The following is a 26,657-nucleotide window of genomic DNA, read 5'->3' as shown; positions in this document are numbered from 1 at the left end:
GGAAACAACTCCCGGCCCGTGCACCTTTGCCAAATAGGACCGCCAGAGGCGCGCCCGCTGCACCCCGCGCTGGACTCGGCGGGGCGAAGACCCGATATAGGCCCCATGTCCCTGCCACCCGGATTCCTCGATGAATTGCGCACCCGGATCTCGCTCTCACAGGTCGTGGGGCGCAAGGTCACCTGGGACATGCGCAAATCCAACATGGCCAAGGGCGACTGGTGGGCCCCCTGCCCGTTTCATCAGGAAAAATCCGCCAGCTTTCACGTCGATGACCGCAAGGGGTTTTACTATTGCTTCGGCTGCCATGCCAAAGGCGATGTGCTGACCTTCATCAAGGAGTCGGAAAACACCGGCTTCATGGAAGCGGTCGAGATTCTGGCCCGCGAGGCCGGGCTGCCGATGCCCGCCCGCGACCCGAAGGCGGCAGAGAAGCAGGATCACCGCACCCAGCTGGCGCAGGTGATGGAAGAGGCGGTGAAATGGTTCCGCCTGCAGCTGAAAACCGGGGCCGCAGCAGAGGCGCGCGCCTATATCGCCAAACGCGGCCTGTCCGAGGCGGCGGTAGAGCGGTGGGAGATCGGCTTTGCTCCGGATGGCTGGCACGGGCTGCAACTGGCCATGAAGCAAAAGGGGGTGTCCGATGACCTTCTGGTGGCTTCCGGTCTTTGCGCCAAATCCGAAAAGGGCGGTGAGCCTTATGACCGTTTTCGCAACCGCATCATCTTCCCGATCCGCAATGCTCGAGGCCGGGCGATTTCGCTGGGTGGCCGGGCGATGGACCCGAAGGACAACGCCAAATACCTCAACGGCCCGGAAACCGATCTCTTCGACAAGGGCCGCAACCTCTACAACCACGCGCCTGCGCGCGAAGCGGCGGGCAAGGGCCAGCCGCTGATCGTGGCCGAAGGCTATATGGATGTGATCGCCCTGTCCGAGGCCGGGTTTGGCGCCACCGTCGCCCCCCTTGGCACCGCCGTCACCGAAGACCAGCTGCGCCTGATCTGGCGCATTTCCGATGAACCGGTGATCGCGCTGGATGGCGATACGGCCGGCATCCGCGCCGCCCTGCGCGTCATCGACCTTGCCCTGCCGCTCCTGGAGGCCGGCAAGGGCCTGCGCTTTGCCGTGCTGCCGCCGGGGCTGGACCCGGATGATCTGATCAAACAGCAGGGCGCGCCTGCGATGCAAAAGGTGATCGACACGGCGCAGCCGATGGTCAGCCTGCTGTGGCGGCGCGAAACCGAAGGCCGGACCTTCGACAGCCCCGAACGCAAGGCGGCGCTGGACAAAACCCTGCGCGCCGCCCTGATGCGGATCACCGACCTTTCAATTCGCGGCCATTACGGCGAAGAAATCAAACGCCTGCGCGCCGATCTGTTCGGCACCAATGCCCGCCCCTTCACGCCCTTTCCCGCACGCGCCCCCCGCGCGCCCTGGCAACCGGGCCAGCGCGGCAAACCCTTTCAGCCGGTCGCCCCGATGGCCAGCACCAAGCAATCCCTGCTCGCCACCCCGGCCGATCTGGTGCAGGATTCCTTGCGCGAAGCAGTGGTGCTGGCCGCCTGCATCCATCATCCCGGCCTGATCCCGCGCTTCGAATCCGCTCTCGAACGGCTCGAGTTTCTGGGCCATGGCCATGACATGCTGCGCAGCCTGATCCTCTATCACCAATCCGCACCGGACCTTAGGGCTGTCCTGATGGCCGAAGCCCCGATGCCGACCGAAGCCGTCCTTTTGCACCCCCATGTCCGCATCACCGCCGCAATCAGCGCCACCGCCCCAGATGACGCCGCCGAACATTGTCTGGCCGAGGCTTTGGCCCGCCTGCAGGCAGATCGCGCGCACCGCCTTGAAATTGCCGAGGCCGAAGACGATGTAACAGGTGTGGCCGATGAAGGCCTGACCTGGCGCGTGTCCAAAGCCGCCGAGGCCCGCCATTCTGCCGCGCGCGGCCCCCAGGACGCCAAGGGCGAATCAGTGATCGCCCCGAACGGCATCGAACTGGACCGGGACGAGCTGAACCGCGCCCGTTCCCTGCACGACTCCATCGATTTCACCCGGGGTGGGCGCGGTGGTAAGCAATGAGTAACCCTTTTCCCGACCTATCGGGCAAGAAAAACTGCCTTACGACCTGTAATCCGGTGTGATTCTCGGTATTGATTCGAAAACGAGCGCACCGATTCGCCCTACGCGCCTCAAGGAGCACCCATGGCCCTGAAAGACACTGACGACGGCAAACCCGAAGCAGACGAGGCCGATGTCTCTCTCGACATGAGCCAGACGGCCGTCAAGAAGATGATCGCCGACGCGCGCGAGCGTGGGTACATCACCTATGAACAGCTCAATCAGGTCATGCCGCCCGAACAGGTGTCTTCGGAACAGATCGAAGATGTCATGTCGATGCTGTCCGAAATGGGCATCAACGTGATCGAGGATGACGAGGTCGAAGACGGCGAAGCCCCCTTGGGCGGCGCGCTGGTGGAAACCTCCTCCACCTCGCGCGACGTGGCCGTTGCCGGCTCCACCTCCGAAACGCTCGACCGCACCGATGACCCGGTGCGCATGTATCTGCGCGAAATGGGCTCGGTGGAACTGCTGTCGCGCGAAGGCGAAATCGCCATCGCCAAGCGGATCGAGGCGGGCCGCAACACCATGATCCTCGGGCTGTGCGAAAGCCCGCTGACCTTCCAGGCCATCACCATCTGGCGCGACGAACTTCTGAACGAAGACATCCTGCTGCGCGACGTGATCGACCTTGAGGCCACCTTTGGCCGCAGCCTTGATGGCGAAGAAGACATGGATGGCCCGATCGGCGCCCCCGATCTGGACGGCGTCGATGTCACCGCTGCCACGACCCCGCGCCGGAGCGAATCCTCGGAACCCGAGCTGGACGCTGACGGCAACCCGCTGATGCGCAGCGATGACGACGATGATGATGACGAAGCCTCCAACATGTCGCTGGCCGCGATGGAGGCGGCGCTCAAGCCCAAGGTTCTGGAAACGCTGGCCATCATCGCCCGCGATTATGTCAAGCTGGCCGACATGCAAGAGGCGCGGATGACCGCCACCCTGTCGGAAAAATCCCACTTCTCCGCCAAGGACGAAGCCGCCTACCAGAAACTGCGCTCGGAAATCGTGGTGATGGTGAATGAACTTCACCTGCACAACAACCGGATCGAAGCGCTGATCGACCAGCTCTACGGCATCAACCGCAAGATCATGACCATCAACTCCGGCATGGTCAAACTCGCCGATGCCGCCCGTATCAACCGCCGCGAATTCATCGACGAATATCAGGGCTACGAGCTGGACCCGTCCTGGTGCGACCGCATGGCCGCCAAGGGCGGTCGTGGCTGGCAGGCGCTGATGGAACGCTCGCGCGACAAGGTCGAAGAGCTGCGGGCCGAAATGGCCGTGGTCGGCCAGTATATCGGCGTCGACATTTCCGAATTCCGCCGCATCGTCAATCAGGTGCAAAAGGGCGAGAAAGAGGCGCGTCAGGCCAAGAAGGAAATGGTCGAGGCCAACCTGCGTCTGGTGATCTCCATCGCCAAGAAATACACCAACCGCGGGCTGCAATTCCTTGATCTCATTCAGGAAGGCAACATCGGTCTGATGAAGGCGGTCGATAAATTCGAATATCGCCGCGGCTATAAATTCTCGACCTATGCCACCTGGTGGATCAGGCAGGCGATCACCCGCTCCATCGCCGATCAGGCCCGCACCATCCGTATTCCCGTGCATATGATCGAGACGATCAACAAACTGGTCCGCACCGGGCGGCAGATGCTGCATGAAATCGGCCGCGAACCGACGCCCGAGGAACTGGCCGAAAAGCTGCAGATGCCGCTGGAAAAGGTCCGCAAGGTGATGAAAATCGCCAAGGAACCGATTTCCTTGGAAACCCCGATTGGCGACGAGGAAGACAGCCAGCTTGGCGACTTCATCGAAGACAAGAACGCCATCCTGCCGCTGGATTCCGCCATTCAGGAAAACCTGAAGGAAACCACCACCCGCGTTCTGGCCAGCCTGACCCCCCGCGAAGAGCGCGTCCTGCGCATGCGCTTTGGCATCGGTATGAACACCGACCACACGCTGGAAGAGGTCGGCCAGCAGTTCAGCGTGACCCGCGAACGCATCCGGCAGATCGAGGCCAAGGCGCTGCGCAAACTGAAGCACCCAAGCCGGTCACGGAAGCTGCGGAGTTTCCTGGATCAGTAATAAAAGCAATACTTCTCAGGGCTTTGCATGAAGACGTTATACGTCAGTTCCGGACCAGAGCCATGGGTTGTCTTTGTTACGATCTTGTTGGGTGTCCTGTGCCTTTGGACCGCGTTGCATATCATTTTGCGTTTCGTGCATCGGCGACACCTAGAAAAACCGTGCCGATGGAAGCGGGTCGCACACAAGGGCGGCCCGACACTCAGCAAGTGGTCCTGCGAGACATGTGCCGAACATGCCTATTCTCCGACAGGCAAAGCACCCGCGAACTGTGCTCGGAACCTTGCTGCGCGCGGGTTGTAGTGCGCCGTTGGGTGGGCAATTGTCTGTCGGGGCGTCACCCTGCTCCGGCTCATCACAAGTATTGATCTTGTGTACGCAATCACGTACACTACCTCCCATGAAAACCCTCTCCTCCACCGAACTCCGCGCCAATCTTTCCGCTGTCATGGACCGCGTGAATGATGATCATGAACCCGTCATCATCCATCGCGCCAAGGGCAGGCCCGTGGTGATGGTCAGTCTGGAAGATTGGGCCAGCATGGATGAAACCACCTATCTGCTGTCAAACCCTCACAACAGGGCCTCTCTTTTGGCATCTCTTGCCGATGCGTCCGCCGGCAAAGGCATCGTCAAAACGATCGAAGAGCTTGAGGCGATGGCAGAAGAGTGAATTTGCTGTTCCGACCCAAAGCTTGGGAGCATATCCAATTCTGGCAGGAAACAGACAGGGCAATGCTCAAGAAGATCAATGCCCTGATGCGCGAATGCCAGCGCCACCCGTTTGAAGGAACAGGCAAACCCGAACCGCTCAAGGGCAATCTGGCAGGATATTGGTCGCGCCGCATCGACCGCGAACATCGTCTGGTCTATCGGGTCGAAGGAGATAATCTAGAGATCCTGTCCTGCCGATATCATTATCAGAACTAGGGATCCCCATGCCATCCTTCCTCTCCCGACTGTTCGGCGCTTCCACCACGGAACCCGCCAAACCCGCAGACCCCATCCTGCACAACGACTTCCGGATCTTCCCCGACCCGATCAAGGAGGGCAGCACCTTCCGCATTGCCGCCCGCGTCGAGAAGACCTTTGACACAGGGGTAAAAACCCACCAGCTGATCCGCGCCGACACCCGGGCCACGCTGGAGGAGGCGACCGAGGCCTCGGTCGCCAAGGCAAAACAGGCCATCGACCAGCTGGGCGATACGCTGTTCAGCTGACGCTCAGGCCGGGTCGCTCACCACTGCTTCCCAGGCCTCACCCATTGCCACGATACAGGCCCGCCCGTCGCTGTAGCTTTGCACCAGCGTCCAGTCGCCGCGTGGTGTGGTCCAGACCTCCATCACCATCTCAAGGTTGCGCACCCCCTGCCCTGCCAGTTGCGCGCCATAGGTCAGGGTCAGGCGCTGCAACATCTCGGCACGCGGCGCACAGATCACCTCGGCAATCGGCGACCCGGCCGCCCAGGCTCCAGGCGGCATCACCGGCCAAAGCAGGCACAGGCAGGCCACAGCGGGAATGATTCTGCTGCTCATGCAGGAAAGTGTAACACAGCAATGACAAGGTCCAAGCATCCTGCCCGCCTGTGGTTACGCTTGTCTTGCCCTGCCGCGCGCCGCCGCACAGGGCAGGCCGCCTGCGCACACATGTCATGCGCAAAGCCATACCTTTGCCAGCCGTAAACCAGACGCAGATCAGCCCCCCTGAGTCCGCGCCGCCACACCTTCCCCCCCAGATCATGTGGCTCCAACTTCGCCCTAGCCCAGATCGTTGGCTTGCCCCTATAGTCTGTGGGTAAACCACTCGGAGCCTACCGGGACCAGAGGCAGGCCCATCAACGAACAAGCGAGGAGGGAGCCCATGCGCTGCCCATTCTGCGGCAATATCGACACACAGGTAAAGGACTCGCGCCCGGCCGAGGATCACGTCGCCATCCGGCGCCGGCGGTTCTGCCCGGCCTGCGGCGGCCGCTTCACCACCTATGAACGCGTGCAGTTGCGGGACCTTGTGGTCATCAAATCCAGCGGCAAGCGCGAAGATTTCGACCGCGACAAACTGGAACGCGCCATCCGCATCTCGATGCAGAAACGCCCGATCGACCCCGAGCGGATCGACCAGATGATCAGCGGAATCGTGCGGCGACTGGAATCCATCGGTGACACCGACATTCCGTCACGCACCATCGGCGATATCGTGATGGAAAGCCTCGCCCGGATCGACACCGTGGCCTATGTCCGTTTCGCCAGCGTTTACAAGAACTTCCAGGCCGCTGACGATTTCGACAAATTCGTGAGCGAGCTGCGCCCGGGTGAGAAACCCGAAGAGTGACTGCATCTGACGAAGCCCATATGGCCCATGCGCTCGCCCTTGCGGCGCGGGGCCTGGGCCGCACCTGGCCCAACCCCGCGGTGGGCTGCGTGATCCTGCGTGAGGGGCGCATCCTGGGCCGGGGCTGGACCCAACCGGGTGGCCGCCCCCATGCCGAACGCCGGGCGCTGGATCAGGCCGGTGATGCGCGCGGGGCCACGGCTTATGTCACGCTGGAACCCTGCGCCCACCACGGCCAGACCCCGCCCTGTGCCGGGACGCTGATCGCGGCGGGGGTCACCCGCGTGATCACGGCGCTGACCGACCCGGACCCGCGTGTTTCCGGCAAAGGCCACGCGATGCTGCGCGCAGCCGGCGTCACAGTCACCGAAAATATCCTTTCAGAACAAGCCACTCAGCTAAACGCAGGCTTCCTCAAACGCGTGACCCAAGGCCTGCCCTTCGTCACTTTGAAACTCGCCACCACCATTGACGGGCGCATCGCCACCGCCAGTGGGGAATCGCGCTGGATCACCGGCCCGCAGGCCCGTCGCTTCGTCCACGGCCTGCGGCTGAGCCATGATGCGGTGATGGTTGGCTCCGGCACCGCCCGCGCCGATGACCCGGACATGACGGCACGCGACATAGGTGCCACGCATCAGCCCGTCCGCGTCCTGCTGGACCGCGCCCTGAGCCACCGCCCCGACAGCCGCCTCGGCCAGACCGCGCGGACCCATCCGGTCTGGGTCATCCACGCCGCCGACGCCCCGGCACAGGCACGGCAAGCCTGGCAAGACACCGGCGCGCGGCTGCTGCCCTGCCCCCTGGCGCAGGGCCATCTGGACCTGACCGCCGCCCTGAAAATCCTTGCAGCCGAAGGCCTTACACGCATCCTGAGCGAAGGCGGCGGCAGCATCGCCGCCGCCCTGATCGCGGCGGGTCTGGTGGATGACCTGATCCATCTGACGGCCGGCAAGCTGATCGGCGCCGATGGCACCCCCGCCCTTGGCCCGCTCACCCTGCCCCGTCTGGCCGATGCCCCCGCCTTCCGGCTGCGCGCACGGCAAGCCCTTGGCCCGGACGCGTTGACACACTGGACCCGCATCTAATCCATTGCAGTGTTTACACATACGCCCCGCCGAGCGGTGTCACTGCCGCGCCATCACCTTGGCAATGGCCGCGGGCATCATCCCGGTCTGGTCGCCAAAGACCCGCACGCCCTTTCCCCGCTCCCACAGGGCCACCAGCAACCACTCACGGTACATCGCGACAGCGCCTTCCGTGACATCGCAGGCATGCGGCTGGCAGCCACTGGCCACCACCCAATCGCCCACCAACTCGAAATTGGTGGCAACCCCGATGATCCGCTGCGCATCCAGCAATCCATCCGCACCCATCTGCGCCACCAGCCTGTCGCGCTGTTCCGGGGCCGACAGAAACGCGCTTGGGTGGCGGCCCAGCCAGGCCATTGGCGGCGCGGTCGCCGGGATGCCACTTGCGGGCGGGGCCAAGGCAACCTCCCGGACTTGCGGCGTTTTTCCGTCCCAATGAAAGGCCACAGGCCCCTCACCGGGCCGCATCGACGGCAGCGTGACAATCAGCGACTCGGCGTCCCAGCTTACCTCGGCAAGATCCGAACAGGTGCCAAAGCGCTCGGTCAGGCGGACCAGACCGGGGCGCGTGTCCAGCCAGACAAACTGCGCCGGACAGGCCGATCCGCCCGCCGATACCGACACCAGCACCACATCACCAAGCCGGTCGCCAAAAGACGCGTAAGGCATGCCCTCAAACACAAAGCTTTGCCCGGCGATCGCCAGCACGGAATCAATCCCCTGCTGCGTGATCGTGGCGGTGCCGGACGGCGTGTCGATCCGGTTGTGGCTATCCTGCGCCTGCACAGGCCCCGCGACACAGGCCAACAGGGCCAGAACCGTCCTCAGCATGATCCCGCTACCCTTCTGCAAACAAATCACTTTGCCCCGCGGCCCGTGGGGCCTCCAGCCCCAGATGCCGCCAGGCCTTGGTCCCCAACATGCGCCCGCGCGGGGTGCGCAGGATCAGCCCCTGTTGCAGCAGGTAAGGCTCGATCACCTCTTCGATGGCATCGCGCGGCTCGCTCAGCGCCGCCGCAATCGTCTCCACCCCCACCGGGCCGCCGCCGTAATTCTCGGCCAGAAGCACCAGATAGCGCCGGTCAGCCCCGTCAAGCCCAAGGTGATCCACCCCCAGCCGCGTCAGCGCCCGGTCGGCCAGGGCCCGGCTGATCCGCCCGCCCTCTTCCACCAGCGCGAAATCCACCACCCGGCGGAGCAGGCGCCCGGCAATCCGCGGCGTGCCGCGCGCACGCCGCGCGATCTCACGGCAACCGTCGGGCTCGGCCTGAACGCCCAAAAGCCGCGCGCCCCGGGTCACGATCTCGAACAACTCGGCTTCGGTGTAGAATTCCAGCCGTGTCGGAATGCCAAATCGGTCGCGCAACGGCGTGGTCAGCAGACCCAGCCGCGTGGTGGCCCCCACCAGCGTGAAGGGTTGCAATTCAATGCGCACCGTGCGCGCGGCCGGCCCCTCACCAATCACCAGATCCAGCGCAAAATCCTCCAGCGCCGGATAGAGCACCTCTTCCACCACCGGGGAAAGCCGATGAATCTCGTCGATGAACAGCACATCGCGCGGTTCCAGATTGGTCAGGATCGCCGCCAGATCACCCGGTTTGGCCAGCACCGGGCCGGAGGTCATGCGAAACCCCACCCCCAGCTCGCGCGCCATGATCTGCGCCAGCGTGGTCTTGCCCAAGCCCGGCGGGCCGTGGAACAGCGTGTGGTCCATCGCCTCGCCCCGCATCCTTGCGGCTTCGATGAACACGCGCAGATTGGCCCGCGCCTCGGCCTGACCAATGAATTCGTCCAACCCCTGCGGGCGCAGGGCGCGGTCCGTGTCTTCGGGCAGGCGCTCGGGGCGCAAGGCGGGGTCTGGCTGCAACATGGCAGAACAATCCCCGAACGCGCAGGCTTTTGCAAGCCGTCAGATCAGACCGAAAGCCTCAGACCCACGGCCCCGACTTCGGTGCTGATCCAGACAGGGGCCGCCCGCCCGCGCGCGGGATCGAGCTCCGCGCCACCGGCTGCCGCGTCACCACCATCTTCTCCAATGCGGCAATCCGGTTGGCAGTGTTGGGATGGGTGGAAAACAGCTTGTCATGCGCATGGGCATGCAACGGATTGATGATGAACATATGTGCAATGGCCGGATTGCGCTCAGCCGCATTGTTGTCGATGCCCTTGGCAAAGGCCTCGATCTTGCGCAAGGCGCTCGCCAGCCAGGACGGCTCGCCACAGATCTCGGCCCCCACCCGATCCGCCTCATACTCGCGTGACCGCGAAATCGCCATCTGCACCAGTGCCGCCGCAAGGGGTGCAAGGATCATCAACGCGATGGTCCCGATCATCCCGCCCGGCCTTTCCCGGTCACCGCCAAAGAACAGCGCGAAATTGGCGAGCATCGAAATGGCACCGGCAAAGGTCGCGGTGACGGTCATGATCAGCGTGTCATGGTTGCGGATATGCGCCAGTTCATGCGCCATCACCGCCGCCACTTCCTCCTCGGTCAGGCGGCGCAACAGCCCGGTGGTCGCCGCCACCGCCGCATTCTGCGGGTTGCGCCCGGTGGCAAAGGCATTCGGCTGGTCGGTGTCGATGACATAGACCTTGGGGCGCGGCATGCCCGCACCATCGGCCATCTGGTTCACCATCCGCACCAGACCGGGCGCGCTGGACTCGTCCACCGCCTTGGCCCCGGTCATCGACAGCACGGCCTTGTCCGAGTTCCAATAGGCAAAGAGGTTCATCACCGCCGCAATGGCAAGCGCAATCGCCGCGCCACTGGCCCCGCCCAGCATCGCGCCCAACCCCATGAACAGCGCGGTCAGCGCCGCCATCAGCATGAATGTCTTGACGTAGCCGCCCATTGGTCCCCTCACGTTTCCTCGCAAGGATATGGGAAACCCCGGCGCGCTTGAAAAGGGCAATGGGCCAGATTGCTCTGTGCATCGCAGCTTTTCCAAATATTCCGGGGGCAGGCCGAAGGCGGGGACAGCGCCCCCTACTTGGGTGCCAGCAGGCGCAAGGCCTTGCGGATGATGGCGGCCGTTTCGGCCTCGGGCTCCTCACCCGCCACAGTGGCCACCGCCTGCGCGGCGTCGCCATGGCCATAGCCCAGGTTCAGCAGGGCCGACAGCGCATCGGCAGTGGCCCCGGCGCGCCTTGCCGGGCCTGCATCGGGCTTTGCGGGCTTTTTCGGGGCGGGCACCGGGGCGGCATCCTCGATCACAGAGTCGTCCACCTCGGCCCGGGCCGACAGGCTGACCCCAGCCGCCATCACCGCCGGGGCCTTGGCCTTCAACTCCAGAATAACCCGCTGCGCCAGTTTCGGCCCCACACCGGGGGCCGCCTGCACCGCCCGCGCATCGCCCAGCGTGATGGCGCGCGCCACACCTTCAGCCCCCAAAGCGCCCAAAATCGACAGCGCCGCCTTGGCCCCCACGCCCTGCACCGTGACCAGCAGCCGGTGCCATTCCTTTTCCAGCATGGTGGGAAAGCCGAACAGTTGCAGCAGATCCTCGCGCACCAGCAATTCGGTATAAAGCGCCACCGGCTCCCCCAGCAGCGGCAGCGCGGCCATGGTGCGGTCTGACACATGCACGATATAGCCCACGCCGCGCACGTCGATCAGCACTTCGCCGGTGCCCCGCCAGTCCAACCGGCCCGAAATTTTCCCGATCATCCTGCCGCCCTTTTCAATGCAGACTCCAGCCGGCCCGCCGATTGCAGATGATGCGCATGGCAGATCGCAATGGCCAGGGCGTCCGCCGCATCCGCCCCCGCAATCACCACCCCGGGCAATTGCAGCCGCACCATATGGTCGACCTGAACCTTGGCGGCATGGCCGACCCCCACCACGCATTTCTTCACCGCATTGGGGGCATATTCCCCCACTTCCAGCCCGAACTGCGCCGGCACCAGCAGCGCAATCCCCCGCGCCTGCCCCAGTTTCAGCGTGGCCACCGCGTCCTTGTTCACAAAGGTATGCTCCACCGCCGCTGCCTCGGGCTGCCAGAGCCGGATCACCTCGGTCAGTTGCGCGTGCAGACTGCGCAGGCGCTCTGCCAGCGAGCCCTCGGCCCCGTCGGAATGGCAGATGCCATTGGCGACATGGGTGATACGCGCGCCGGCCACGTCGATCACGCCCCAGCCCAGGTTTCGCAACCCCGGATCGATTCCCACCACCCGCATCCCTGCCCACAGCCCCTTTTTTGTCCGGCCCTTTTCCAAGGGTTAGCACGAAAGGGGAACATTGGCCAAGCCAATTCCAGATGCGGGGATCAACCGGTGCCAGGATCAGCCCGCTGGTCACAGCGCTGTTACACCTTGCGGCCGATTGCGACACCTTGCAGGCGAAAGGCGACGGCTTGCGTCAAATCCTTAAAACAAAGGCGAAAATTGGCCTGACGTCCATGCAATTGCTGCATGGCAGCCATGCCAAGCCGCCATCTTGCTTTGCACATGCAGCATCGTTATCTGGCACAGCGAGGGCAAAAACGCCTCTCACATAAGCAGTTTAAAAAGGATAACCGCAATGGCCGCTTTTGAAACGACCCGTACGGCGCCGTTCGGCGCCATCTCGATTTTCCGCGCCGTTCAGGGCGTCGGCAGCATGTTTGCCGCCGTTTCCGCCTGGAACGATGCCCGTATGACCCGTAAAGCCCTGTCCCGCCTGTCGGACCGGGAACTTGACGATATCGGCCTGTGCCGCGGCGACATCGAGACTTTGACCCGCTGAACCGGTCCCCGGCCCCAAGGCCGTCCCGGTTCCGCAAAAGGATCAGCCGAATGACATAAGGCCGCCGAGCATCGCTCTGGCGGCCTTCTTGTTTGACATGCCGGGCCTGACGCTCTCGGCCCGGTTCGTTCAGCCGTCAAGCCGCGCGAACAGCGCAATCTGCCGCGCCACCGCCACGGTGACCGGATCGGCCTGCATCACCCAGCCGCCAAGCCGATCAACCGCCTGCCCCGCCATCAGATCGGCCACCCGCTCCCCATAGGCCACACTGCCCAATTGATACAGCAAGCCCGCCTTCATCAGGGTGCCGACACAGACCGCAATCAACAGGGGGCGCAGCACCGGCACCTGCAGCCGCCGCCTGCGACGATACCGGGGGTGAGAGCGGGTGTAGAACGACCGACCCAACGTGCCTTCGGCCTCAAAGCCATGGCCATTGGCATGCGCCTTGTGAATGCGCGCGATGCGGGTCTTGAATTCAGCGATGCCTGGATCAGTCATTGACCAGCCTCCACACTCAAACGCCCCACGCAAAAAGCATAGGGCGAAAATGTGGCATGTTTTGGGCAATAAAGGCAGCGTCCCGGCAACAATCGCCGGGCGTTGTCCTACAGACGGCGCATAACCAGCGTCGACCATTCGCCAATGTCTTCGCGCCCGGCCAGATCAAAGCCGGCGGCAGCATAGGCCGCCGTCACGGCTTCGGCCTGCACCACCAGCAGCCCCGACAGGATGCACAGCCCCCCCGGCACCAGATGCGCCGCCATCGGCGGGGCCAGTTCGATCAGCGGGCCTTTCAGGATATTGGCAAACACCAGATCAAATGGCGCCGCCTCGGCCAGACGCGGATGGGCAAAACCCGCCGCCTCCAGGCATTCGATCCGGCCCTCCAGCGCATTGATCGCCACATTGGCGCGGGCCACATCCACCGCGACCTGATCAATGTCACTGGCCAGCACCAGCGCTTCGGGCAGCACCGCCGCCGCCGCCATGGCCAGAACGGCTGTGCCACAGCCAATGTCGGCCACCTTGCCCGGCGCAAAGCCCGCGCTGAACAGCCGGTCAAAGGCCCGCAGGCAGCCCAGCGTGGTGCCATGATGGCCGGTGCCAAAGGCCACCGTCGCCTCGATCTGCAAGGCCACACGATCCGGCCCCAGATCCGCCGCGCGCTCCGCATCATGACTGCCGAACACAAAGAACCGGCCCGCCTCGACCGGGGCCAGCTCGCGCCGCACCTTGGCCACCCAGTCGATTTCGGGCAATTCCGACACGGCAAAGGGCTTTGCCCCCTGCGCCGCCCCCAAAGCGTCCAGCATCCCGACATCGGGCTGCTCAAGGAAATAGGCCCCCACCTCCCAGAGCCCGGAATCGTCCTCGATCTCGAAGGCACCCACGCCATAAGGGGCGGGTTCCATCGCCTCGATCGCCTCGGCCAGGGCCTTCGCCGCCGCCTCACCGGGCAGCGTCGTCAGCGCGGTAAAGGTGCGTTGCGCAGCTTCGGTCACCGTAAAGGGGGTCGCGCAAAATGCCTGGGCCAGCACATCCAGCAGGGTCGCGTCAGGGGCCTTGGCAAACAGGGCAATGACGCGCGCCAGATCAGGAACCTCGGGGTCGTCGTAGATCTCGACCTCCAGCGGTTCGGGCTGCATCCGCTCCAGCGCCTGTGCCAGACTTTCGGCGGCGTCATCGCCTGCGATGGTGGTCAGGGCGGTGAATGTGGGCATGGCAAAAAAACCTCTGGCAGCTGCGCCCTTGGCCCTAGCCGCCGCTGCCCGTCACGTCAAGCCGACTGGCGGGCGGTGATCATCAGACCCCCGCCCGCAAAAGCCGGATCAGGCCGTAACGCCGGTGCCGATCGGGCAAGTCACGCCGGTGCCGCCAATGCCGCAATAGCCGTTGGGGTTCTTTCGCAAATATTGCTGGTGGTAATCCTCGGCAAAGAAGAACTCGGGCACCGGCAGGATTTCGGTGGTGATCGTCCCTTTTCCGGCGCGGCTCAACGCCTCTTGATAGACGCCGCGCGACGCCTCGGCAGCCTGCGCCTGCGCGTCGGTATAGGTATAGATCCCCGACCGATAGGTGGACCCCACATCATTGCCCTGCCGCATGCCTTGGGTCGGGTCATGCCCTTCCCAGAACAGTTTCAACAACTGCTCATAGCCGACCACTTTCGGGTCATAGATCACCCGCACCACTTCGTTATGGCCGGTCAACTGGGTGCAGGTTTCCTTGTAGGTCGGGTTCGGCGTATAGCCGCCCGCATAGCCCACCATGGTCAGCCAGACGCCGGGGGTCTGCCAGAACTTGCGCTCCACCCCCCAGAAACAGCCCATGCCGAACATCGCCTGTTCCATACCCTCGGGCACCGGCGATTTCAGCGGGATGCCGGAAATGAAATGGGTCTCGGCGGTCGGCAACGGCTCTGCCCGGCCCGGCAGCGCATCTTTCGGATCAACCATCTGCGATTTGGCGCGGTTCATGAAGAACATCTTGAAACTCCCCTGAGGTCAGACAGGATATATAGGTGGGCTTGCGCAAATCGCCACTCACTCCGCCGGTTCTTGGGCAGGCTGCGGCAGACCCCGGGCAAAAATCGTCTCATAGCCCGGCTCCGGGTGCCGCGGGATCAGCAAGACCAGCCCCAGCGCCACCAGCGCCATCCCCGCCCCCAGCAGGAACACATAATCGGGCGAGGTCGCCCACAGATACCCCATCCCCGCTGGCAAAAACACCGCCGCGATATGGTTGATGGTAAAGGCCACCGCCGCCGTGGGGGCAATGTCTGCCGGATCGGCGATCTTCTGGAAATAGGTGCGCAGGGCAAAGGACAGCGCAAAAAACATCTGATCCGCGATATAGAGCGCGCCCGCAATCACCAGCCCCCAGCCAAACCAGTAGATCCCGCCATAGAACAGAAACACCAGCGTCAGCCCGACATATTCGAAGGCCATCACCGACCGCTCGCCAAACCGCCCCAAGGCACGGCCCATGGCTGGGGCGGCGACCATCTGGAGGATGTAGTTGATGAGCAGAAGCGCCGTCATCTCTGACACTTTCATGCCGAAGCGTTCCACCATCATGAACCCGGCAAAGACCACAAAGATCTGCCGCCGCGACCCGGCCATGAATTGCAGCGCATAAAACAGCCAGTAGCGGCGGCGCAGCACAATGGAATTGCGCTGCTTGACCGGGTTCACGAACTGCGGATAGGCGACCGCCGCAAACAGGGTCAGCGCAATCGTCGCCCCGCCCGCCACCATATAGACGGTGTCATAGGTCAGGCTGAACCGGTCCCACAGCAGCATCAGCAGGCCATAGGCCAACAGGGCCGCCCCCGACCCCACCGCCACGATGCGGCCCAGCACCTGCGGCGCGCGGCCCTTTTCCACCCATTGCAGTTGCAAGGACTGGTTCACCGTCTCAAAATAATGAAATCCGATCGACGACAGCAAGGTGACGATCAGCAAACCGCCAAAGCTGGGAAACCAGGCCGTCACCACCGTCGCCATTCCCAGCAGCAGCAGGCTGCACAGCGCCAGCATCTGTTCGCGGAACACCAGCAAGAGCGCAATCACCCCCACCGCCAGCAGCCCCGGAATCTCGCGCACCGTGTGCAGCCAGCCGATCTCCACCCCGGTGAACCCGGCCATTTCGATGACGAAGTTGTTCAGCACCGCCGACCAGGTGGCAAAGGCCAGCGGCATCGCCGCCGCCATCACATAAAGCAGCGCCTCCGGCCTGCGCCAGCGGGGCAATCTGGGGGCGTCATCAAGGGACATGCGCTCGAACATCCCAAACCTCCTACACCCGAAGCGCGCAATCCGCCAAGCGCGCGATTGTGTGGGATACAGGCCCGGCCTTGCGCGCCGCCGACCCCCCGCCTAACCATAGGAAAAACGGGGGCGGTCGGGTGAGCCTTGGTGTGTTTCTGGCGGTCCTCGGGGCGGCCTTCCTGCATGCGCTGTGGAATGCGCTGATCAAGCTTGGCACCTCGAAGGTCGGCACGATGGTGATCCTGTCGGTGATCGAGGTGCCCATCGGCCTCGCCGTGGTGGCGCTGTCGCCCCCCATCGACCCCGCCGCGATCCCTTGGGTCATCGCCGCAGGCTGCACGCATTTCGCCTACAAGTTCTTTCTGACCTACGCCTATGACCGGGGCGATCTGAGTCGGGTCTACCCCATTGCGCGCGGGGCGGCCCCGATGCTGGTGGCCCTTGCAGGCGCGCTGCTGCTGCCCGATGCGGTCAGCGGGCGGCAGTATATCGCCATTGCGGTGCTGGGCCTTGGCATCCTGCTGATGGCGCGGGGCGTGTTTTCCAGTGGCGAGGACCGGCGCCTGCTGCCCTTTGCCCTCGGCTCTGCCGCAGCCACCGCCACCTATACGATGATCGACGGCATGGGCGCGCGCATATCCGGCGCGCCTGCGGCCTATGTGGCCTGGGTCTTTGTGGCCGATGGCCTTATCTTCACCCTTGGCATGCTGGCCCTGCGCGGCAGATCGGTCCTGCCGCGCGATGCCCGTGCCTGGGGCCTCGGCTCGGTGGCCTCGGTTGCCAGCTACGGGGCCTATGCGGTGTCGATCTGGGCCATGACCATCGCCCCCATCGCCGTGGTCGCAGCGCTGCGCGAAACCTCGATCCTGTTTGCCGTACTGATCGGCTGGATTGCCTTTGGCGAACGGATGAGCGGTGAAAAAGCCCTCGCCGCCACCATCATCGTCGCCGGGGTTCTGCTGACGCGGCTTTAGCGGGCGCCCAAACGCTCGGGGATCACCTGCTGCGCGATCCCGGCAAAGGTCAGGTAGAGCGAGGTGATGACCAACCCCCAATGCGCCCAGGAGGCCGGATGAAAGTCCACAAAAGCGGCCCAGCCGGCAAACACCACCCACAGCAATGACATCGGCAGCGACACGCTGCGCCAGCGTTTGGTGCGGACAGGGTGAATGAATTTCAGGTTGCAGAACATCGCCACCGTCAGCGCGATCACAATCGCCAAGACCAGCGCCGTTCCGGGGGCCACCGCAAACAGCACCAGCACCACCATGTTCCAGCAGGCCGGAAACCCGGCAAAGGACTTGTCCTTGGTCTTCATGCGGGTATCGGCAAAATAGATCACCGATCCGTAGACGATCACGATGATGGCGATCCACCCGGTCCAGCCGGGCAGCAACCCGGATTTGAACAGCGCATAGGCCGGAATGAACACATAGGTCATGAAGTCGATGATGAGGTCCATCAGAACGCCGTCATAGGTCGGCCAGTTCTGTTCAACATCATAGCGCCGCGCCAAGGGCCCGTCGATGCCATCGACGATCAGCGCCACCACCAGCCACAGGAACATCAGGCTCCAGTTCTCTTCGACGGCGGCCAGCATGGCAAACATCGACAAAACCGCGCCGGTGGCGGTCAGCAGATGGACGGACAGGGCTTTGTATCGCAATTGCATCAGGTTTTGATGGCGCAATCCGCCGGGCAGTGCAACCAATCAGGCACGCGGATGTGCCTTTTCATAGACTTCCATCAGCCTCGCGGCATCAACTGCCGTATAAACCTGCGTTGTCGACAGCGAGGCATGGCCCAGCAAATCCTGGATCGCGCGCAGATCCCCCCCCGCAGACAGCAGATGCGTGGCAAAGCTGTGGCGCATGGCATGTGGCGTGGCGGTCGCGGGTAGGCCAAGCTGCATCCGCGCCGTCTCCATCACGCCAGATATCAGCCTTGGGTTCAGCGGCCCCCCGCGCGCCCCGCGAAACAGCGGGCCCTTGGCCTCCAGATCAAACGGGCACAGCCGCACATAATCGGCCACCGCCGCCCGCGCCACCGGCAACACCGGCACCAGCCGGGTCTTGTTGCCCTTGCCGGTGATCCGCAACACCTCGGCCAGCGGATGCGCCGCCCCGGTCAGACCCAGCGCTTCGGAAATCCGCAAGCCGCAGCCATAAAGCAGCGTCAGCACTGCCCGGTCGCGCGCGCCGACCCAGTCCTCGCGCCCCTGCTCGGCCACCGTGTCGATCATGTCTTGCGCGCCCGTAACCGACAGCGGGCGCGGCAGCTTGCGCGTGAAGCGCGGGCCGCGCGCCGACAGCACCGTGGTCGCATCCACGCCGGCCCGGTCGGCCACCCAGGCGGTGAAGTTCTTCACCGCACTCAGGGCCCGCGCCAGCGACCGCGCCGACACGCCGCGCGCCCGCTCATGCGCCATCCAGGCCCGCAGATCGCCCTGCGGCAGGCTGGCCAACCCCGCCAGCCCCTCGGCGCCCCCCCGATGGACCGCCAGAAAATTCAGATAGCCGGTCACATCGCGCAGATAGGCCGTCACCGTATTCCGCGCCGCCCCGTGAATGGCCGAAAGCTGCTGGCTCCAGGTCGCCAAAGCCTCGCGCACCTGCGGCGATATTGCGGTCATGCCGTCAGGCTCACGACAACCATCTCCGCATCGTCCGCTCGAACACACCGGCAAAGAAGGCCAGCAGATCGGTGCCATGCGTCGGCTTGAACTGATGCGGGTCTTCCGCCCCCAGCACCAGCATCCCCGGCAGCCGACCCTTGCCGAAATCCAGCTTCAGCAGCGCCTCGGACCGGATCCACCCCGACCGGTCGCCATAAATCAGATCCGAAGAGGGAATCGTCTGGCGCAGCGTCACCGGGCGCAGCGACACATTGCGCCCCCCCGTCAGATACTCGCCGACAAACCCCGGCTCGGCCACGAACAGCACCTCGCCCAGCTTGCGCAGCGCCGGGTCTTCCGCATCCTGCACCGATTCCAGCACCAGCCGGATGCAATCGACCCGCAAGGTGGCCGCCACGTCGCTGGACAGGTTTTTCAGAAAATCCTCAAAGCTCAGCGGGTCCAGCATCTGCAGAATCGCCCGGTGAACCTGATTGGTCCCGGCCAGGTTTTCATAGGCCGCCGCAATCACCGTGCGATGGGTGTCTTCCAGCCGGTCCAGCCGGTTTTCCAGCCGCTCCATCGCGATCCCGCGCAGATCGACGATATTGCTGCCCATCGCCCGCTCATTGGCCCCGATCAGCGCCGCCATTAGATCGCGGTCCTCCAGAATCGTCTCGGGTTCCGCAAGGATGCGGTCACGCAGGTCTTGTTCGATCATGATGGCACTGCCCGGTTTTTTTCGGTGATTTGGCCGCGACCCTAGCGGAAAATGCAAAGCATGGCGACGGGTTTCCGCCCTTGCCCGCTGCATTCCGCAACGGCCCTGTATCTGATATGTCGCGCGGATGTCGTGCTGAGGACCATTGCCATGACCCATGTTCTGATCCTGTACACCGGCGGCACCATCGGCATGGTGCCCGGTCCCACTGGCCTGCACCCCGGCGCGGGCGTGCTCGAGTCTGCCCTGCCCGCCCTGACCCCGGCGGGGGCCCGGCTTACGGTGGAACAGCTCACCCCCCTGATCGACAGCGCCAATATCCGCCCGTCAGACTGGAACCACATGCTCGACCGGATCGCGGCGTGGCAGGGCGATGCCGTGGTCATCGTCCATGGCACCGACACCATGGCCTACACGGGGGCCGCCCTGTCCTGCGCCTTGGCAGACCTGCGCCTGCCGGTCATCCTGTGCGGCTCCATGGCCCCCCTGAACACGGGGGGCGATGCCGAAGCCAACCTGTCGCTGGCGCTGGCTTCGGCCCTGACCGCCCCGCCCGGGGTCTGGCTGGCCTTTGCTGGCCGCCTGCTGCCTGCCGCCGGGCTGGTCAAGCAGCACAGCCACGCGGCAGATGCCTTCCGCAGCACCCCGCAGACCGCCGCCCCCACAGCCGCCCGCCGCTTCGCCGACCGCAGGCTGGCCATCCTCTCGCTCTCCCCCGGCCTGCCAGCGTCAGCCCTGCGCGCCGTTCTGGCGGAGCTGGATGGCGCGGTGCTGCGGGTTTACGGTGCCGGCACCATGATGAACGATCCGGCGATCATCGACGCCCTGCACAGCGCCACCGCCCGTGGCTGCCGCCTGCGCGCGGTGAGCCAATGCGAAAACGGCGGGCTGGAGCCCGCCGCCTATGCCGCCGGAGCGGCGCTGTGGTCTGCCGGAGTGGAAAACGGCGGGGCCGAAACGGCAGAGCTGGCGCTCGCACGGCTCTGGCTGGCCCTGTCCTGAACCTCCCCCTCCTGCAGGAGGGGGCAGTTTCTGTCCTGAAATTACAGGATCTTCTGGCCGGTCTGCGCCCAGTCCTTGTTGAACTGGTCCAGCCCCTTGTCGGTCAGCACATGGGTCGCCAGGGCCTTGATCACCGCTGGCGGTGCGGTCATCACATCGGCCCCGATCAGCGCGCATTGCGTGACATGGTTCGCGGTGCGGATCGACGCCGCCAGGATCTGGGTGTCAAAGCCATAGTTGTCATAGATCTGGCGGATGTCGCTGATCAGCTCCAGACCATCCAGGTTGATGTCATCCAGCCGCCCGATGAAGGGGCTGATGAAGGTCGCGCCCGCCTTGGCGGCCAACAGCGCCTGATTGGCGGAAAAGCACAGGGTCACGTTGACCATCAGCCCATCATCCGACAGCACCTTGCAGGTCTTCAGCCCGTCCCAGGTCAGCGGCACCTTGACGGCGATATTCTCGGCAATATCGGCCAGCTTGCGGCCCTCGGCGATCATGTCCTCGGCCTTCATCGCCACCACTTCGGCAGACACCGGGCCCGAGACGATGCCGCAGATCTCTTTGGTCACCTCCAGAATATTGCGACCGGATTTCAGGATCAGCGACGGGTTGGTGGTCACACCATCGACCATGCCCAGGTCGTTCAGCTCGGCAATCGCCGCGACATCGGCGGTATCTACGAAAAATCTCATGGGGCGCGTCCTTCGGGTAAGTGCGGCAGGGGGTTGCGACAGGTTCCGGGGGGGTTTACCCCAAGACCATCAAAAGCGAAAGACAGGTGATGGCGCAAACAGTCACAGACCGGACATATGCGCCGGGCCAGACCGTGGGAGTGCTGATCACCGAAGCCTTGGGCCGGGCTGGTCCTGGCGTGCTCGACTACCGCGCGCCCGAGGGCGGCTGCGGCGATGGCGATCTGGTCGAGGTGCCGCTGGGCCCGCGCAAGATTTTGGGCGTGGTCTGGGGCCCGGGGGAAGGCAGCTATGACCCGGCCAAGCTGCGCCCTGTGACCCGCGTGCTCGACGCCCGCCCGATGCGGGCCGAGCTGCGCAGCTTTCTGACCCGCGCCGCCGATTATACCCTGACCCCCCTGCCCGCCATGCTGCGCCTTGCCACCCGCGCGCCGGGGCTGATGGCCGGCACCGCGACCCGCCGCGTCTACCGGCTTGCCGGGCCGGTGCCCAACCAGCTGACCGACGCCCGCTTCCGCGTGATCGAGGCGCTGCGCAGCTACGGCGGGGCCGCGGTCACCCTTGCCGAACTGACCGAAGCGGCAGGCTGCACGGCCTCGGTGGTCAAGGGCCTTGTGGCCAAAGGCGTGCTGGCCGAAGAGGACGCGCCCAAGGATACCCCCTACCCGCCGCTGAACGCCCAGGCCGATGGCCGTCTGGCCGGCGACCAGATCGCCGCAGGCGATGCACTGGTCGCGGCGGTGGACCGAGGGGAGTATTCCTGCACCCTGCTCAAGGGCGTGACCGGATCAGGCAAGACCGAAGTCTATCTGGAAGCCGTCGCCGAATGCCTGCGCCAAAGACGCCAGGCCCTCGTGCTGCTCCCCGAAATCGCCCTGACCGCCGATTTCCTCACCCGCGTTCAGGCCCGCTTCGGCGCCCGCCCCGCCGAATGGCACTCGGGCGTCACCATGACCGAACGCCGCCGCCTGTGGCGCATGGTGGCCGAAGGTGGTGCGTCTTTTGTCGTGGGGGCACGCTCGGCCCTGTTCCTGCCGTTTCAGGATCTTGGCCTGATCGTGGTCGATGAAGAACACGACACCTCCTACAAGCAGGAGGAAGGGGTGCTCTACAACGCCCGCGACATGGCGGTGCTGCGCGGCGCGATTCAGGGCTGCCCGGTGGTGCTGGCCTCTGCCACGCCAAGTCTGGAAAGCTGGGCCAATGCCGACGCCGGCAAATACCTGCGCCTTGACCTTGGCGCGCGCTATGGCGCGGCGGAAATGCCCGCCATGCAGGCCATCGACATGCGCGCGGAGGCGCTGTCAAACGACCGTTTCATCTCTCCCAGCCTCGCCGCCGCCGTCACCGCCCGCGTGGCACGCGGCGAACAGTCCCTGTTGTTCCTCAACCGCCGCGGCTATGCGCCCATCACGCTGTGCCGCGCCTGCGGCCATCAGGTCGGCTGCGACGATTGCGACGCGCGGATGGTGGAACACCGCTTCCTCAAACGCCTAGTCTGCCACCAATGCGGGGCCACCAAACCGGTGCCCACCACCTGCCCCGCCTGCAAGGTCGAGGGCAAGATGGCCGCCGTCGGCCCCGGCGTCGAACGTCTGGCCGAAGAGGTCACCGCCCGTTTTCCGGGTGCCCGCGTGGCGGTGCTGTCGTCCGACCTGTTCGGATCGGCCCGCGCGCTGAAAGCCCAGATAGAAACCATCGCCTCTGGCGGCGCCGATATCATCATCGGCACCCAGATCGTTGCCAAGGGCCATAATTTCCCCCTCCTCACCCTCGTTGGCGTCATCGACGCCGACCTTGGGCTACAAGGGTCAGACCTGCGCGCCGCCGAACGCACCTTTCAGCTGATGCGTCAGGTCGCGGGCCGCGCGGGCCGGGCCGAGCTGCGCGGCACCGCCCTGTTGCAGACCCACCAGCCCGACCATCCGGTGATCCGCGCCATCCTGGGCGGCGATGAAGAGGCGTTCTGGAAGGCCGAAGCCGCCGAGCGGCAGGCCGCTGGCGTGCCGCCCTATGGCCGGATGGCGGGCATCATCCTCTCTGGCCCCGATGTGGCGCAGGTGTTCGATCTGGGCGCAGAGCTCGCCCGCCGCGACGCCCCCCTGCGCCGCATCGGCGCGCAGGTCTTCGGCCCGGCCCCCGCCCCCATCGCCCGGGTGCGCGGCCGCCACCGGGTGCGGCTGCTGGTCAAGGCCGACAAGGGCAGCACCCTGCAAGCCGCCCTGACCGAATGGGTCGCACAGGTGAAGCTGCCCGCCAATCTGCGGCTGGCGATCGACATCGACCCGCAAAGCTTTTACTGACCAACCCCTCGCGCGGGCACCCGTCCCGCACGCCGGGACTGCCCGTTCCGGATCAGCCCAGCACGGTGTCGCAGCGCTGGCAGACGCCCGGGTGGCTGTGGGTGCCAACATCGGGCAAAATCTGCCAGCAGCGCTGACATTTCTGGCCCGCAGCCGGGGCAAAGACCACGGCGACCCCCGGCACATCCGCCATGGTAAAGGCCCCCGCCGGTGCAGCCCCGCTGGACAGGGCAAGCGCCGAGGTGATGGCGACCTGCGCCATATCAACCTTGGTCAGCGCCGCTTGCAGCGCGGCCGACTCGACATAGACCTCCGGTGCCGCCTCCAGCGACGAGCCGATCACCTTTGCCGTGCGCTGCACTTCCAGCGCCGCCGTCACCACCCGGCGCACCTGCCGCACCTGCGCCCATTTCGCGCCAAGCGCATCATCACGCCAGCTGGCGGGGGTTTCCGGGAAATCGGTCAGATGCACCGAGGAGTCCTCGCCGGGGAAGCGCTCCAGCCAGACTTCCTCCATCGTGAACACCAGGATCGGCGCAAGCCAGCCGGTCAGCCGGTGATACAAAAGATCCAGCACGGTGCGCGCCGCGCGGCGGGTCACCGCATCGGGCGCGTCGCAATAGAGCGTGTCCTTGATCACATCGAAGTAAAACGCCGACAGGTCGGTGGTGGCAAAGGTGAACACCTCTCGGAACACGCCCTGGAAATCATAGCGCGCATAGCCCGCCCGCACCTCGGCATCCAGCTCGGCCAGCCGGTGCAGCACCCAGCGGTCCAGTTCCGGCATCTGGTCGACCGGCAGCCGTTCGGCCTCATCAAACCCATGCAAGGCGCCCAGCATATAGCGCATGGTGTTGCGCAGGCGGCGATAGCTGTCGGCAACGCCTTTCAGGATTTCCTTCCCGATCCGCAGGTCAACCGTATAGTCGGACTGCGCCACCCACAGCCGCAGGATATCGGCACCATATTCCTTGATCACCTCTTCCGGGGCAACGGTATTGCCCAAGGACTTGGACATCTTCATGCCCTTTTCATCCAGCGTGAAACCGTGGGTCAGCACCCCGCGATAGGGCGCGCGGCCCTTGGTGCCGCAGGCTTGCAGCATCGACGAATGGAACCAGCCGCGATGCTGGTCGGTGCCTTCCAGATAAAGGTCGGCAATGCCGTCGCTGGCCCCATCCTCCCGGTCACGCAGCACGAAAGCATGGGTCGAGCCAGAGTCGAACCACACATCCAGCACGTCAAAGACCTGTTCATATTCCAACGGATCGACGATGCCACCCAGCACCCGCTCCTTGAATCCTTGCACATACCAGACATCCGCGCCCTCGGCCTCGAAGGCCGCCGTGATCCGGGCGTTCACCTCCGCATTGCGCAGCAGGAAGTCCGCATCGGTCGGCTTGGCCCCCTTCTTCACAAAGCAGGTCAGCGGCACCCCCCAGGCGCGCTGGCGCGAGAGCACCCAGTCGGGCCGGGCCTCGATCATCGAATGCAACCGGTTGCGCCCGGTTTGCGGGGTCCATTGCACCAGTTGGTTGATGGAATTCAGCGCCCGGCTGCGGATGCTCTCACCATAGGTCGCCATCCCATCGTCCAGCGGCTTGTCGATGGCGACAAACCACTGCGCGGTGTTGCGAAAGATCAGCGGCGCCTTGGACCGCCAGGAATGCGGGTAGGAGTGCTTCAGCTTGCCCTTGGCCAGCAGCGCGCCCTGCGCGTGCAGCGCCTTGATGTTGGACACATTGGCCGGGCCTTCCTTGCCCTCCGCCGTCAGGATCGCCTGCCCGCCAAACACCGGCAGATCGGCGCGATAGCTGCCATCGGCCTCGACATTATAGGTCATCGGCAGGCCGAATTTCAGCCCCAACTGATAGTCGTCATCGCCATGGCTTGGCGCGGTGTGCACAAACCCGGTGCCCGCGTCATCGGTCACATGATCGCCGGGGAGGAGGGGAACGTCAAAGTCCCACTCGCCGTTGCCCTCCGCAATCCCACGGTAGGGGTGGGCAAGGAACACGCCGCCCATCTCTGCCGCCGTCACATCGCGCAGACGGGTAAAGCCCTCGACCTTGGCCGATTTCATCACCCCCTCGGCCAAGGCATCGGCCACGACAATCTTTTCACCGGCTTTGGCGGTCGCACCTTCGACCACCGCATCGACCGAATACACCCCATAGGCAATACCGGGGTTGAAGGCGACAGCGCGGTTCTGCGGGATGGTCCAGGGCGTCGTGGTCCAGATCACGACCGACGCCCCGTCCAGCGCCCCCGCCTGCGGCACGAACCGCACCCAGATCGTATGGCTGGTATGGTCGTGATACTCCACCTCGGCCTCGGCCAGCGCCGTTTTCTCCACCGGCGACCACATCACGGGCTTTGACCCCTGATAGAGCGACCCGTTCATGACGAACTTCATGAACTCATCCGCGATCACCGCCTCGGCGTGGTAATCCATCGTGAGGTAAGGCTTGTCCCATTTGCCGGTGATGCCCAGCCGCTTGAACTCCTCACGCTGGATGTCGATCCAGCCTTCGGCAAAACGGCGGCACTCCTGACGGAAGGTGACGATGTCCACATCATCCTTGTCCAACCCCTTGGCGCGGTACTGTTCCTCGATCTTCCACTCGATCGGCAGACCGTGGCAATCCCAGCCCGGCACATAGCGGGCGTCGCGGCCCATCATCTGCTGGCTGCGCACCACCATGTCCTTGAGCACCTTGTTCAGTGCGTGCCCGATGTGCAGGTGCCCGTTGGCATAAGGAGGCCCGTCATGCAGCACAAAGGGCGCGCGCCCCTTGCCACCCGCGCGCAGCCGGTCATAGACCCCCAGCCGCTGCCACTTAGCCAGCCACTCCGGCTCCCGCGCGGGCAGTCCCGCCCGCATGGCAAAGCTGGTTTCGGGCAGGAACACGGTCTCGCGGTAATCTGGCAAAGTGGTGTCAGGCGTATCGGCGCACATCGGCGGAATCCTTGGAAAGGGGGAGTGGATCGGCGACCAACGCAGGTCGCGCAGCAGGCAGAACGCGTCCCGGACGCCTTGACGCTACCGTCAAAACGCCGGGCGGCTAATTCGCGCTATGATACGGATCATCCACATGACCCGCCTTATACGCGCCGGATCGGCGGCGGTCCAGATCACACGGTATGGCAGCGCCGCGCGCTGTGCCGCAGGGCCGCGCTCCA

At 64.8% G+C, this 26,657-nt stretch carries 26 protein-coding genes; 11 read left to right on the top strand and 15 right to left on the bottom strand.

The window, feature by feature from the left end:
• The first annotated feature begins 105 nt into the window (after positions 1-105).
• The 5 genes from dnaG (at position 106) to CXR43_RS04465 (ending at position 5,444) form a co-directional block, all read left to right on the top strand.
• Positions 106-2,088 (top strand): DNA primase, encoded by a 1,983-nt coding sequence (gene dnaG, locus CXR43_RS04485; RefSeq protein WP_103332888.1) that lies wholly within the window; start codon positions 106-108, stop codon positions 2,086-2,088.
• Between the two features lie 123 nt (positions 2,089-2,211).
• Complete coding sequence (rpoD, locus tag CXR43_RS04480; protein ID WP_103332887.1) at positions 2,212-4,224, top strand: RNA polymerase sigma factor RpoD; 2,013 nt, start codon at positions 2,212-2,214, stop codon at positions 4,222-4,224.
• 400 nt (positions 4,225-4,624) lie between these two features.
• A complete protein-coding gene (locus CXR43_RS04475; RefSeq protein WP_103332886.1) occupies positions 4,625-4,897 on the top strand; it encodes a type II toxin-antitoxin system Phd/YefM family antitoxin in 273 nt (90 codons plus the stop codon).
• Positions 4,894-5,154 (top strand): Txe/YoeB family addiction module toxin, encoded by a 261-nt coding sequence (locus tag CXR43_RS04470; RefSeq protein WP_103332885.1) that lies wholly within the window; start codon positions 4,894-4,896, stop codon positions 5,152-5,154. Before CXR43_RS04475 ends, CXR43_RS04470 begins: the two co-directional genes overlap by 4 nt.
• 8 nt (positions 5,155-5,162) lie before the next feature.
• Positions 5,163-5,444 carry an HlyU family transcriptional regulator gene (locus tag CXR43_RS04465; protein WP_103332884.1) on the top strand — a complete coding sequence of 94 codons (282 nt, stop codon included), beginning with the start codon at positions 5,163-5,165 and terminating at the stop codon, positions 5,442-5,444.
• A gap of 3 nt (positions 5,445-5,447) precedes the next feature.
• Here the strand turns inward: CXR43_RS04465 and CXR43_RS04460 are convergent, their stop codons facing one another.
• A complete protein-coding gene (locus tag CXR43_RS04460; RefSeq protein ID WP_246831275.1) occupies positions 5,448-5,759 on the bottom strand; it encodes a hypothetical protein in 312 nt (103 codons plus the stop codon).
• Positions 5,760-6,084: 325 nt separating this feature from the next.
• Between CXR43_RS04460 and nrdR the strand changes: the two genes are divergently transcribed.
• Together nrdR and ribD are read left to right on the top strand one after the other, a co-directional pair.
• Positions 6,085-6,552 (top strand): transcriptional regulator NrdR, encoded by a 468-nt coding sequence (gene nrdR, locus CXR43_RS04455; protein ID WP_103332883.1) that lies wholly within the window; start codon positions 6,085-6,087, stop codon positions 6,550-6,552.
• Positions 6,549-7,640, top strand: coding sequence for a bifunctional diaminohydroxyphosphoribosylaminopyrimidine deaminase/5-amino-6-(5-phosphoribosylamino)uracil reductase RibD (ribD, locus tag CXR43_RS04450; RefSeq protein ID WP_267134629.1), 1,092 nt, complete (start codon positions 6,549-6,551; stop codon positions 7,638-7,640). The genes nrdR and ribD overlap by 4 nt, the downstream gene beginning before the upstream one ends.
• Positions 7,641-7,679: 39 nt before the next feature.
• On the opposite strand, the gene CXR43_RS04445 is transcribed toward ribD, so the two are convergent.
• From CXR43_RS04445 to ruvC, 5 genes are all read right to left on the bottom strand, one after another.
• Positions 7,680-8,474, bottom strand: a complete 795-nt coding sequence (locus CXR43_RS04445) for an Ivy family c-type lysozyme inhibitor (RefSeq protein ID WP_103332881.1) — start codon at positions 8,472-8,474, stop codon at positions 7,680-7,682.
• Between the two features lie 7 nt (positions 8,475-8,481).
• Complete coding sequence (ruvB, locus tag CXR43_RS04440; protein WP_103332880.1) at positions 8,482-9,513, bottom strand: Holliday junction branch migration DNA helicase RuvB; 1,032 nt, start codon at positions 9,511-9,513, stop codon at positions 8,482-8,484.
• Positions 9,514-9,571: 58 nt separating this feature from the next.
• The gene (gene htpX / locus CXR43_RS04435; protein WP_103332879.1) at positions 9,572-10,495 is read right to left on the bottom strand and encodes a zinc metalloprotease HtpX; all 924 of its coding nucleotides are present in this window, start codon (positions 10,493-10,495) and stop codon (positions 9,572-9,574) included.
• Between the two features lie 134 nt (positions 10,496-10,629).
• Positions 10,630-11,310: a Holliday junction branch migration protein RuvA gene (ruvA, locus tag CXR43_RS04430; protein ID WP_103332878.1), complete on the bottom strand. Its 681-nt coding sequence runs from the start codon at positions 11,308-11,310 to the stop codon at positions 10,630-10,632.
• Positions 11,307-11,819 (bottom strand): crossover junction endodeoxyribonuclease RuvC, encoded by a 513-nt coding sequence (gene ruvC, locus CXR43_RS04425; RefSeq protein WP_103334016.1) that lies wholly within the window; start codon positions 11,817-11,819, stop codon positions 11,307-11,309. The genes ruvA and ruvC overlap by 4 nt, the downstream gene beginning before the upstream one ends.
• A 343-nt stretch (positions 11,820-12,162) precedes the next feature.
• Between ruvC and CXR43_RS04420 the strand changes: the two genes are divergently transcribed.
• A complete protein-coding gene (locus CXR43_RS04420) occupies positions 12,163-12,366 on the top strand; it encodes a DUF1127 domain-containing protein (RefSeq protein ID WP_103332877.1) in 204 nt (67 codons plus the stop codon).
• A 129-nt stretch (positions 12,367-12,495) separates the two neighbouring features.
• On the opposite strand, the gene CXR43_RS04415 is transcribed toward CXR43_RS04420, so the two are convergent.
• From CXR43_RS04415 to CXR43_RS04400, 4 genes are all read right to left on the bottom strand, one after another.
• Positions 12,496-12,867 (bottom strand): hypothetical protein, encoded by a 372-nt coding sequence (locus CXR43_RS04415; RefSeq protein ID WP_103332876.1) that lies wholly within the window; start codon positions 12,865-12,867, stop codon positions 12,496-12,498.
• A gap of 107 nt (positions 12,868-12,974) precedes the next feature.
• Positions 12,975-13,871, bottom strand: coding sequence for a 50S ribosomal protein L11 methyltransferase (locus CXR43_RS04410; RefSeq protein ID WP_246831355.1), 897 nt, complete (start codon positions 13,869-13,871; stop codon positions 12,975-12,977).
• 327 nt (positions 13,872-14,198) lie between these two features.
• Positions 14,199-14,855: a peptide-methionine (S)-S-oxide reductase MsrA gene (gene msrA, locus CXR43_RS04405; RefSeq protein ID WP_103332875.1), complete on the bottom strand. Its 657-nt coding sequence runs from the start codon at positions 14,853-14,855 to the stop codon at positions 14,199-14,201.
• 57 nt (positions 14,856-14,912) lie between these two features.
• A complete protein-coding gene (locus tag CXR43_RS04400) occupies positions 14,913-16,157 on the bottom strand; it encodes an MFS transporter (protein ID WP_103332874.1) in 1,245 nt (414 codons plus the stop codon).
• Between the two features lie 119 nt (positions 16,158-16,276).
• Here CXR43_RS04400 and CXR43_RS04395 point away from each other — a divergent pair, with 119 nt between their 5' ends.
• On the top strand, positions 16,277-17,113 hold the full coding sequence (locus CXR43_RS04395; protein WP_103332873.1) for an EamA family transporter: 837 nt from the start codon (positions 16,277-16,279) through the stop codon (positions 17,111-17,113).
• On the opposite strand, the gene CXR43_RS04390 is transcribed toward CXR43_RS04395, so the two are convergent.
• From CXR43_RS04390 to CXR43_RS04380, 3 genes are read right to left on the bottom strand one after another with little or no spacing between them, the layout of a single operon-like run.
• A complete protein-coding gene (locus tag CXR43_RS04390; RefSeq protein WP_103334014.1) occupies positions 17,110-17,811 on the bottom strand; it encodes a CDP-alcohol phosphatidyltransferase family protein in 702 nt (233 codons plus the stop codon). The genes CXR43_RS04395 and CXR43_RS04390 overlap by 4 nt on opposite strands.
• A gap of 39 nt (positions 17,812-17,850) precedes the next feature.
• The gene (locus tag CXR43_RS04385) at positions 17,851-18,771 is read right to left on the bottom strand and encodes a tyrosine recombinase XerC (protein ID WP_103332872.1); all 921 of its coding nucleotides are present in this window, start codon (positions 18,769-18,771) and stop codon (positions 17,851-17,853) included.
• 10 nt (positions 18,772-18,781) lie between these two features.
• Positions 18,782-19,474 carry a DUF484 family protein gene (locus CXR43_RS04380; RefSeq protein WP_103332871.1) on the bottom strand — a complete coding sequence of 231 codons (693 nt, stop codon included), beginning with the start codon at positions 19,472-19,474 and terminating at the stop codon, positions 18,782-18,784.
• A gap of 150 nt (positions 19,475-19,624) precedes the next feature.
• On the opposite strand from CXR43_RS04380, the gene CXR43_RS04375 reads away from it, so the two are divergent.
• The gene (locus CXR43_RS04375; RefSeq protein WP_103334013.1) at positions 19,625-20,476 is read left to right on the top strand and encodes an asparaginase domain-containing protein; all 852 of its coding nucleotides are present in this window, start codon (positions 19,625-19,627) and stop codon (positions 20,474-20,476) included.
• A 41-nt stretch (positions 20,477-20,517) separates the two neighbouring features.
• On the opposite strand, the gene fsa is transcribed toward CXR43_RS04375, so the two are convergent.
• Entirely contained in the window at positions 20,518-21,171 is a 654-nt protein-coding gene (gene fsa, locus CXR43_RS04370; protein ID WP_103332870.1) for a fructose-6-phosphate aldolase, read from the bottom strand.
• Positions 21,172-21,260: 89 nt separating this feature from the next.
• On the opposite strand from fsa, the gene CXR43_RS04365 reads away from it, so the two are divergent.
• On the top strand, positions 21,261-23,474 hold the full coding sequence (locus CXR43_RS04365; protein WP_103332869.1) for a primosomal protein N': 2,214 nt from the start codon (positions 21,261-21,263) through the stop codon (positions 23,472-23,474).
• Positions 23,475-23,526: 52 nt separating this feature from the next.
• On the opposite strand, the gene ileS is transcribed toward CXR43_RS04365, so the two are convergent.
• On the bottom strand, positions 23,527-26,433 hold the full coding sequence (gene ileS, locus CXR43_RS04360; protein WP_103332868.1) for an isoleucine--tRNA ligase: 2,907 nt from the start codon (positions 26,431-26,433) through the stop codon (positions 23,527-23,529).
• Positions 26,434-26,657 lie beyond the last annotated feature (224 nt).

This window comes from Pseudotabrizicola formosa (genome assembly GCF_002900965.1).
In the GTDB taxonomy this organism is placed as follows: Bacteria; Pseudomonadota; Alphaproteobacteria; order Rhodobacterales; family Rhodobacteraceae; genus Pseudotabrizicola; species Pseudotabrizicola formosa.
Note: the sequence above shows the minus strand (reverse complement) of the source record. Positions and strands in the feature narration are given on the sequence as shown.

Coding starts and splice junctions, on each gene's coding strand:
- rpoD (WP_103332887.1), top strand. CDS start 2,212: ATGGCCCTGAAAGACACTGACGACGGCAAACCCGAAGCAGACGAGGCC.
- htpX (WP_103332879.1), bottom strand. CDS start 10,495: ATGGGCGGCTACGTCAAGACATTCATGCTGATGGCGGCGCTGACCGCG.
- CXR43_RS04400 (WP_103332874.1), bottom strand. CDS start 16,157: ATGTTCGAGCGCATGTCCCTTGATGACGCCCCCAGATTGCCCCGCTGG.
- CXR43_RS04390 (WP_103334014.1), bottom strand. CDS start 17,811: ATGCAATTGCGATACAAAGCCCTGTCCGTCCATCTGCTGACCGCCACC.
- ileS (WP_103332868.1), bottom strand. CDS start 26,433: ATGTGCGCCGATACGCCTGACACCACTTTGCCAGATTACCGCGAGACC.
- fsa (WP_103332870.1), bottom strand. CDS start 21,171: ATGAGATTTTTCGTAGATACCGCCGATGTCGCGGCGATTGCCGAGCTG.
- nrdR (WP_103332883.1), top strand. CDS start 6,085: ATGCGCTGCCCATTCTGCGGCAATATCGACACACAGGTAAAGGACTCG.
- CXR43_RS04460 (WP_246831275.1), bottom strand. CDS start 5,759: ATGAGCAGCAGAATCATTCCCGCTGTGGCCTGCCTGTGCCTGCTTTGG.
- CXR43_RS04445 (WP_103332881.1), bottom strand. CDS start 8,474: ATGCTGAGGACGGTTCTGGCCCTGTTGGCCTGTGTCGCGGGGCCTGTG.
- CXR43_RS04365 (WP_103332869.1), top strand. CDS start 21,261: ATGGCGCAAACAGTCACAGACCGGACATATGCGCCGGGCCAGACCGTG.
- CXR43_RS04465 (WP_103332884.1), top strand. CDS start 5,163: ATGCCATCCTTCCTCTCCCGACTGTTCGGCGCTTCCACCACGGAACCC.
- ruvC (WP_103334016.1), bottom strand. CDS start 11,819: ATGCGGGTGGTGGGAATCGATCCGGGGTTGCGAAACCTGGGCTGGGGC.
- ruvA (WP_103332878.1), bottom strand. CDS start 11,310: ATGATCGGGAAAATTTCGGGCCGGTTGGACTGGCGGGGCACCGGCGAA.
- CXR43_RS04415 (WP_103332876.1), bottom strand. CDS start 12,867: ATGACTGATCCAGGCATCGCTGAATTCAAGACCCGCATCGCGCGCATT.
- CXR43_RS04385 (WP_103332872.1), bottom strand. CDS start 18,771: ATGACCGCAATATCGCCGCAGGTGCGCGAGGCTTTGGCGACCTGGAGC.
- CXR43_RS04375 (WP_103334013.1), top strand. CDS start 19,625: ATGACCCATGTTCTGATCCTGTACACCGGCGGCACCATCGGCATGGTG.
- CXR43_RS04475 (WP_103332886.1), top strand. CDS start 4,625: ATGAAAACCCTCTCCTCCACCGAACTCCGCGCCAATCTTTCCGCTGTC.
- ruvB (WP_103332880.1), bottom strand. CDS start 9,513: ATGTTGCAGCCAGACCCCGCCTTGCGCCCCGAGCGCCTGCCCGAAGAC.
- msrA (WP_103332875.1), bottom strand. CDS start 14,855: ATGTTCTTCATGAACCGCGCCAAATCGCAGATGGTTGATCCGAAAGAT.
- CXR43_RS04380 (WP_103332871.1), bottom strand. CDS start 19,474: ATGATCGAACAAGACCTGCGTGACCGCATCCTTGCGGAACCCGAGACG.
- dnaG (WP_103332888.1), top strand. CDS start 106: ATGTCCCTGCCACCCGGATTCCTCGATGAATTGCGCACCCGGATCTCG.
- CXR43_RS04420 (WP_103332877.1), top strand. CDS start 12,163: ATGGCCGCTTTTGAAACGACCCGTACGGCGCCGTTCGGCGCCATCTCG.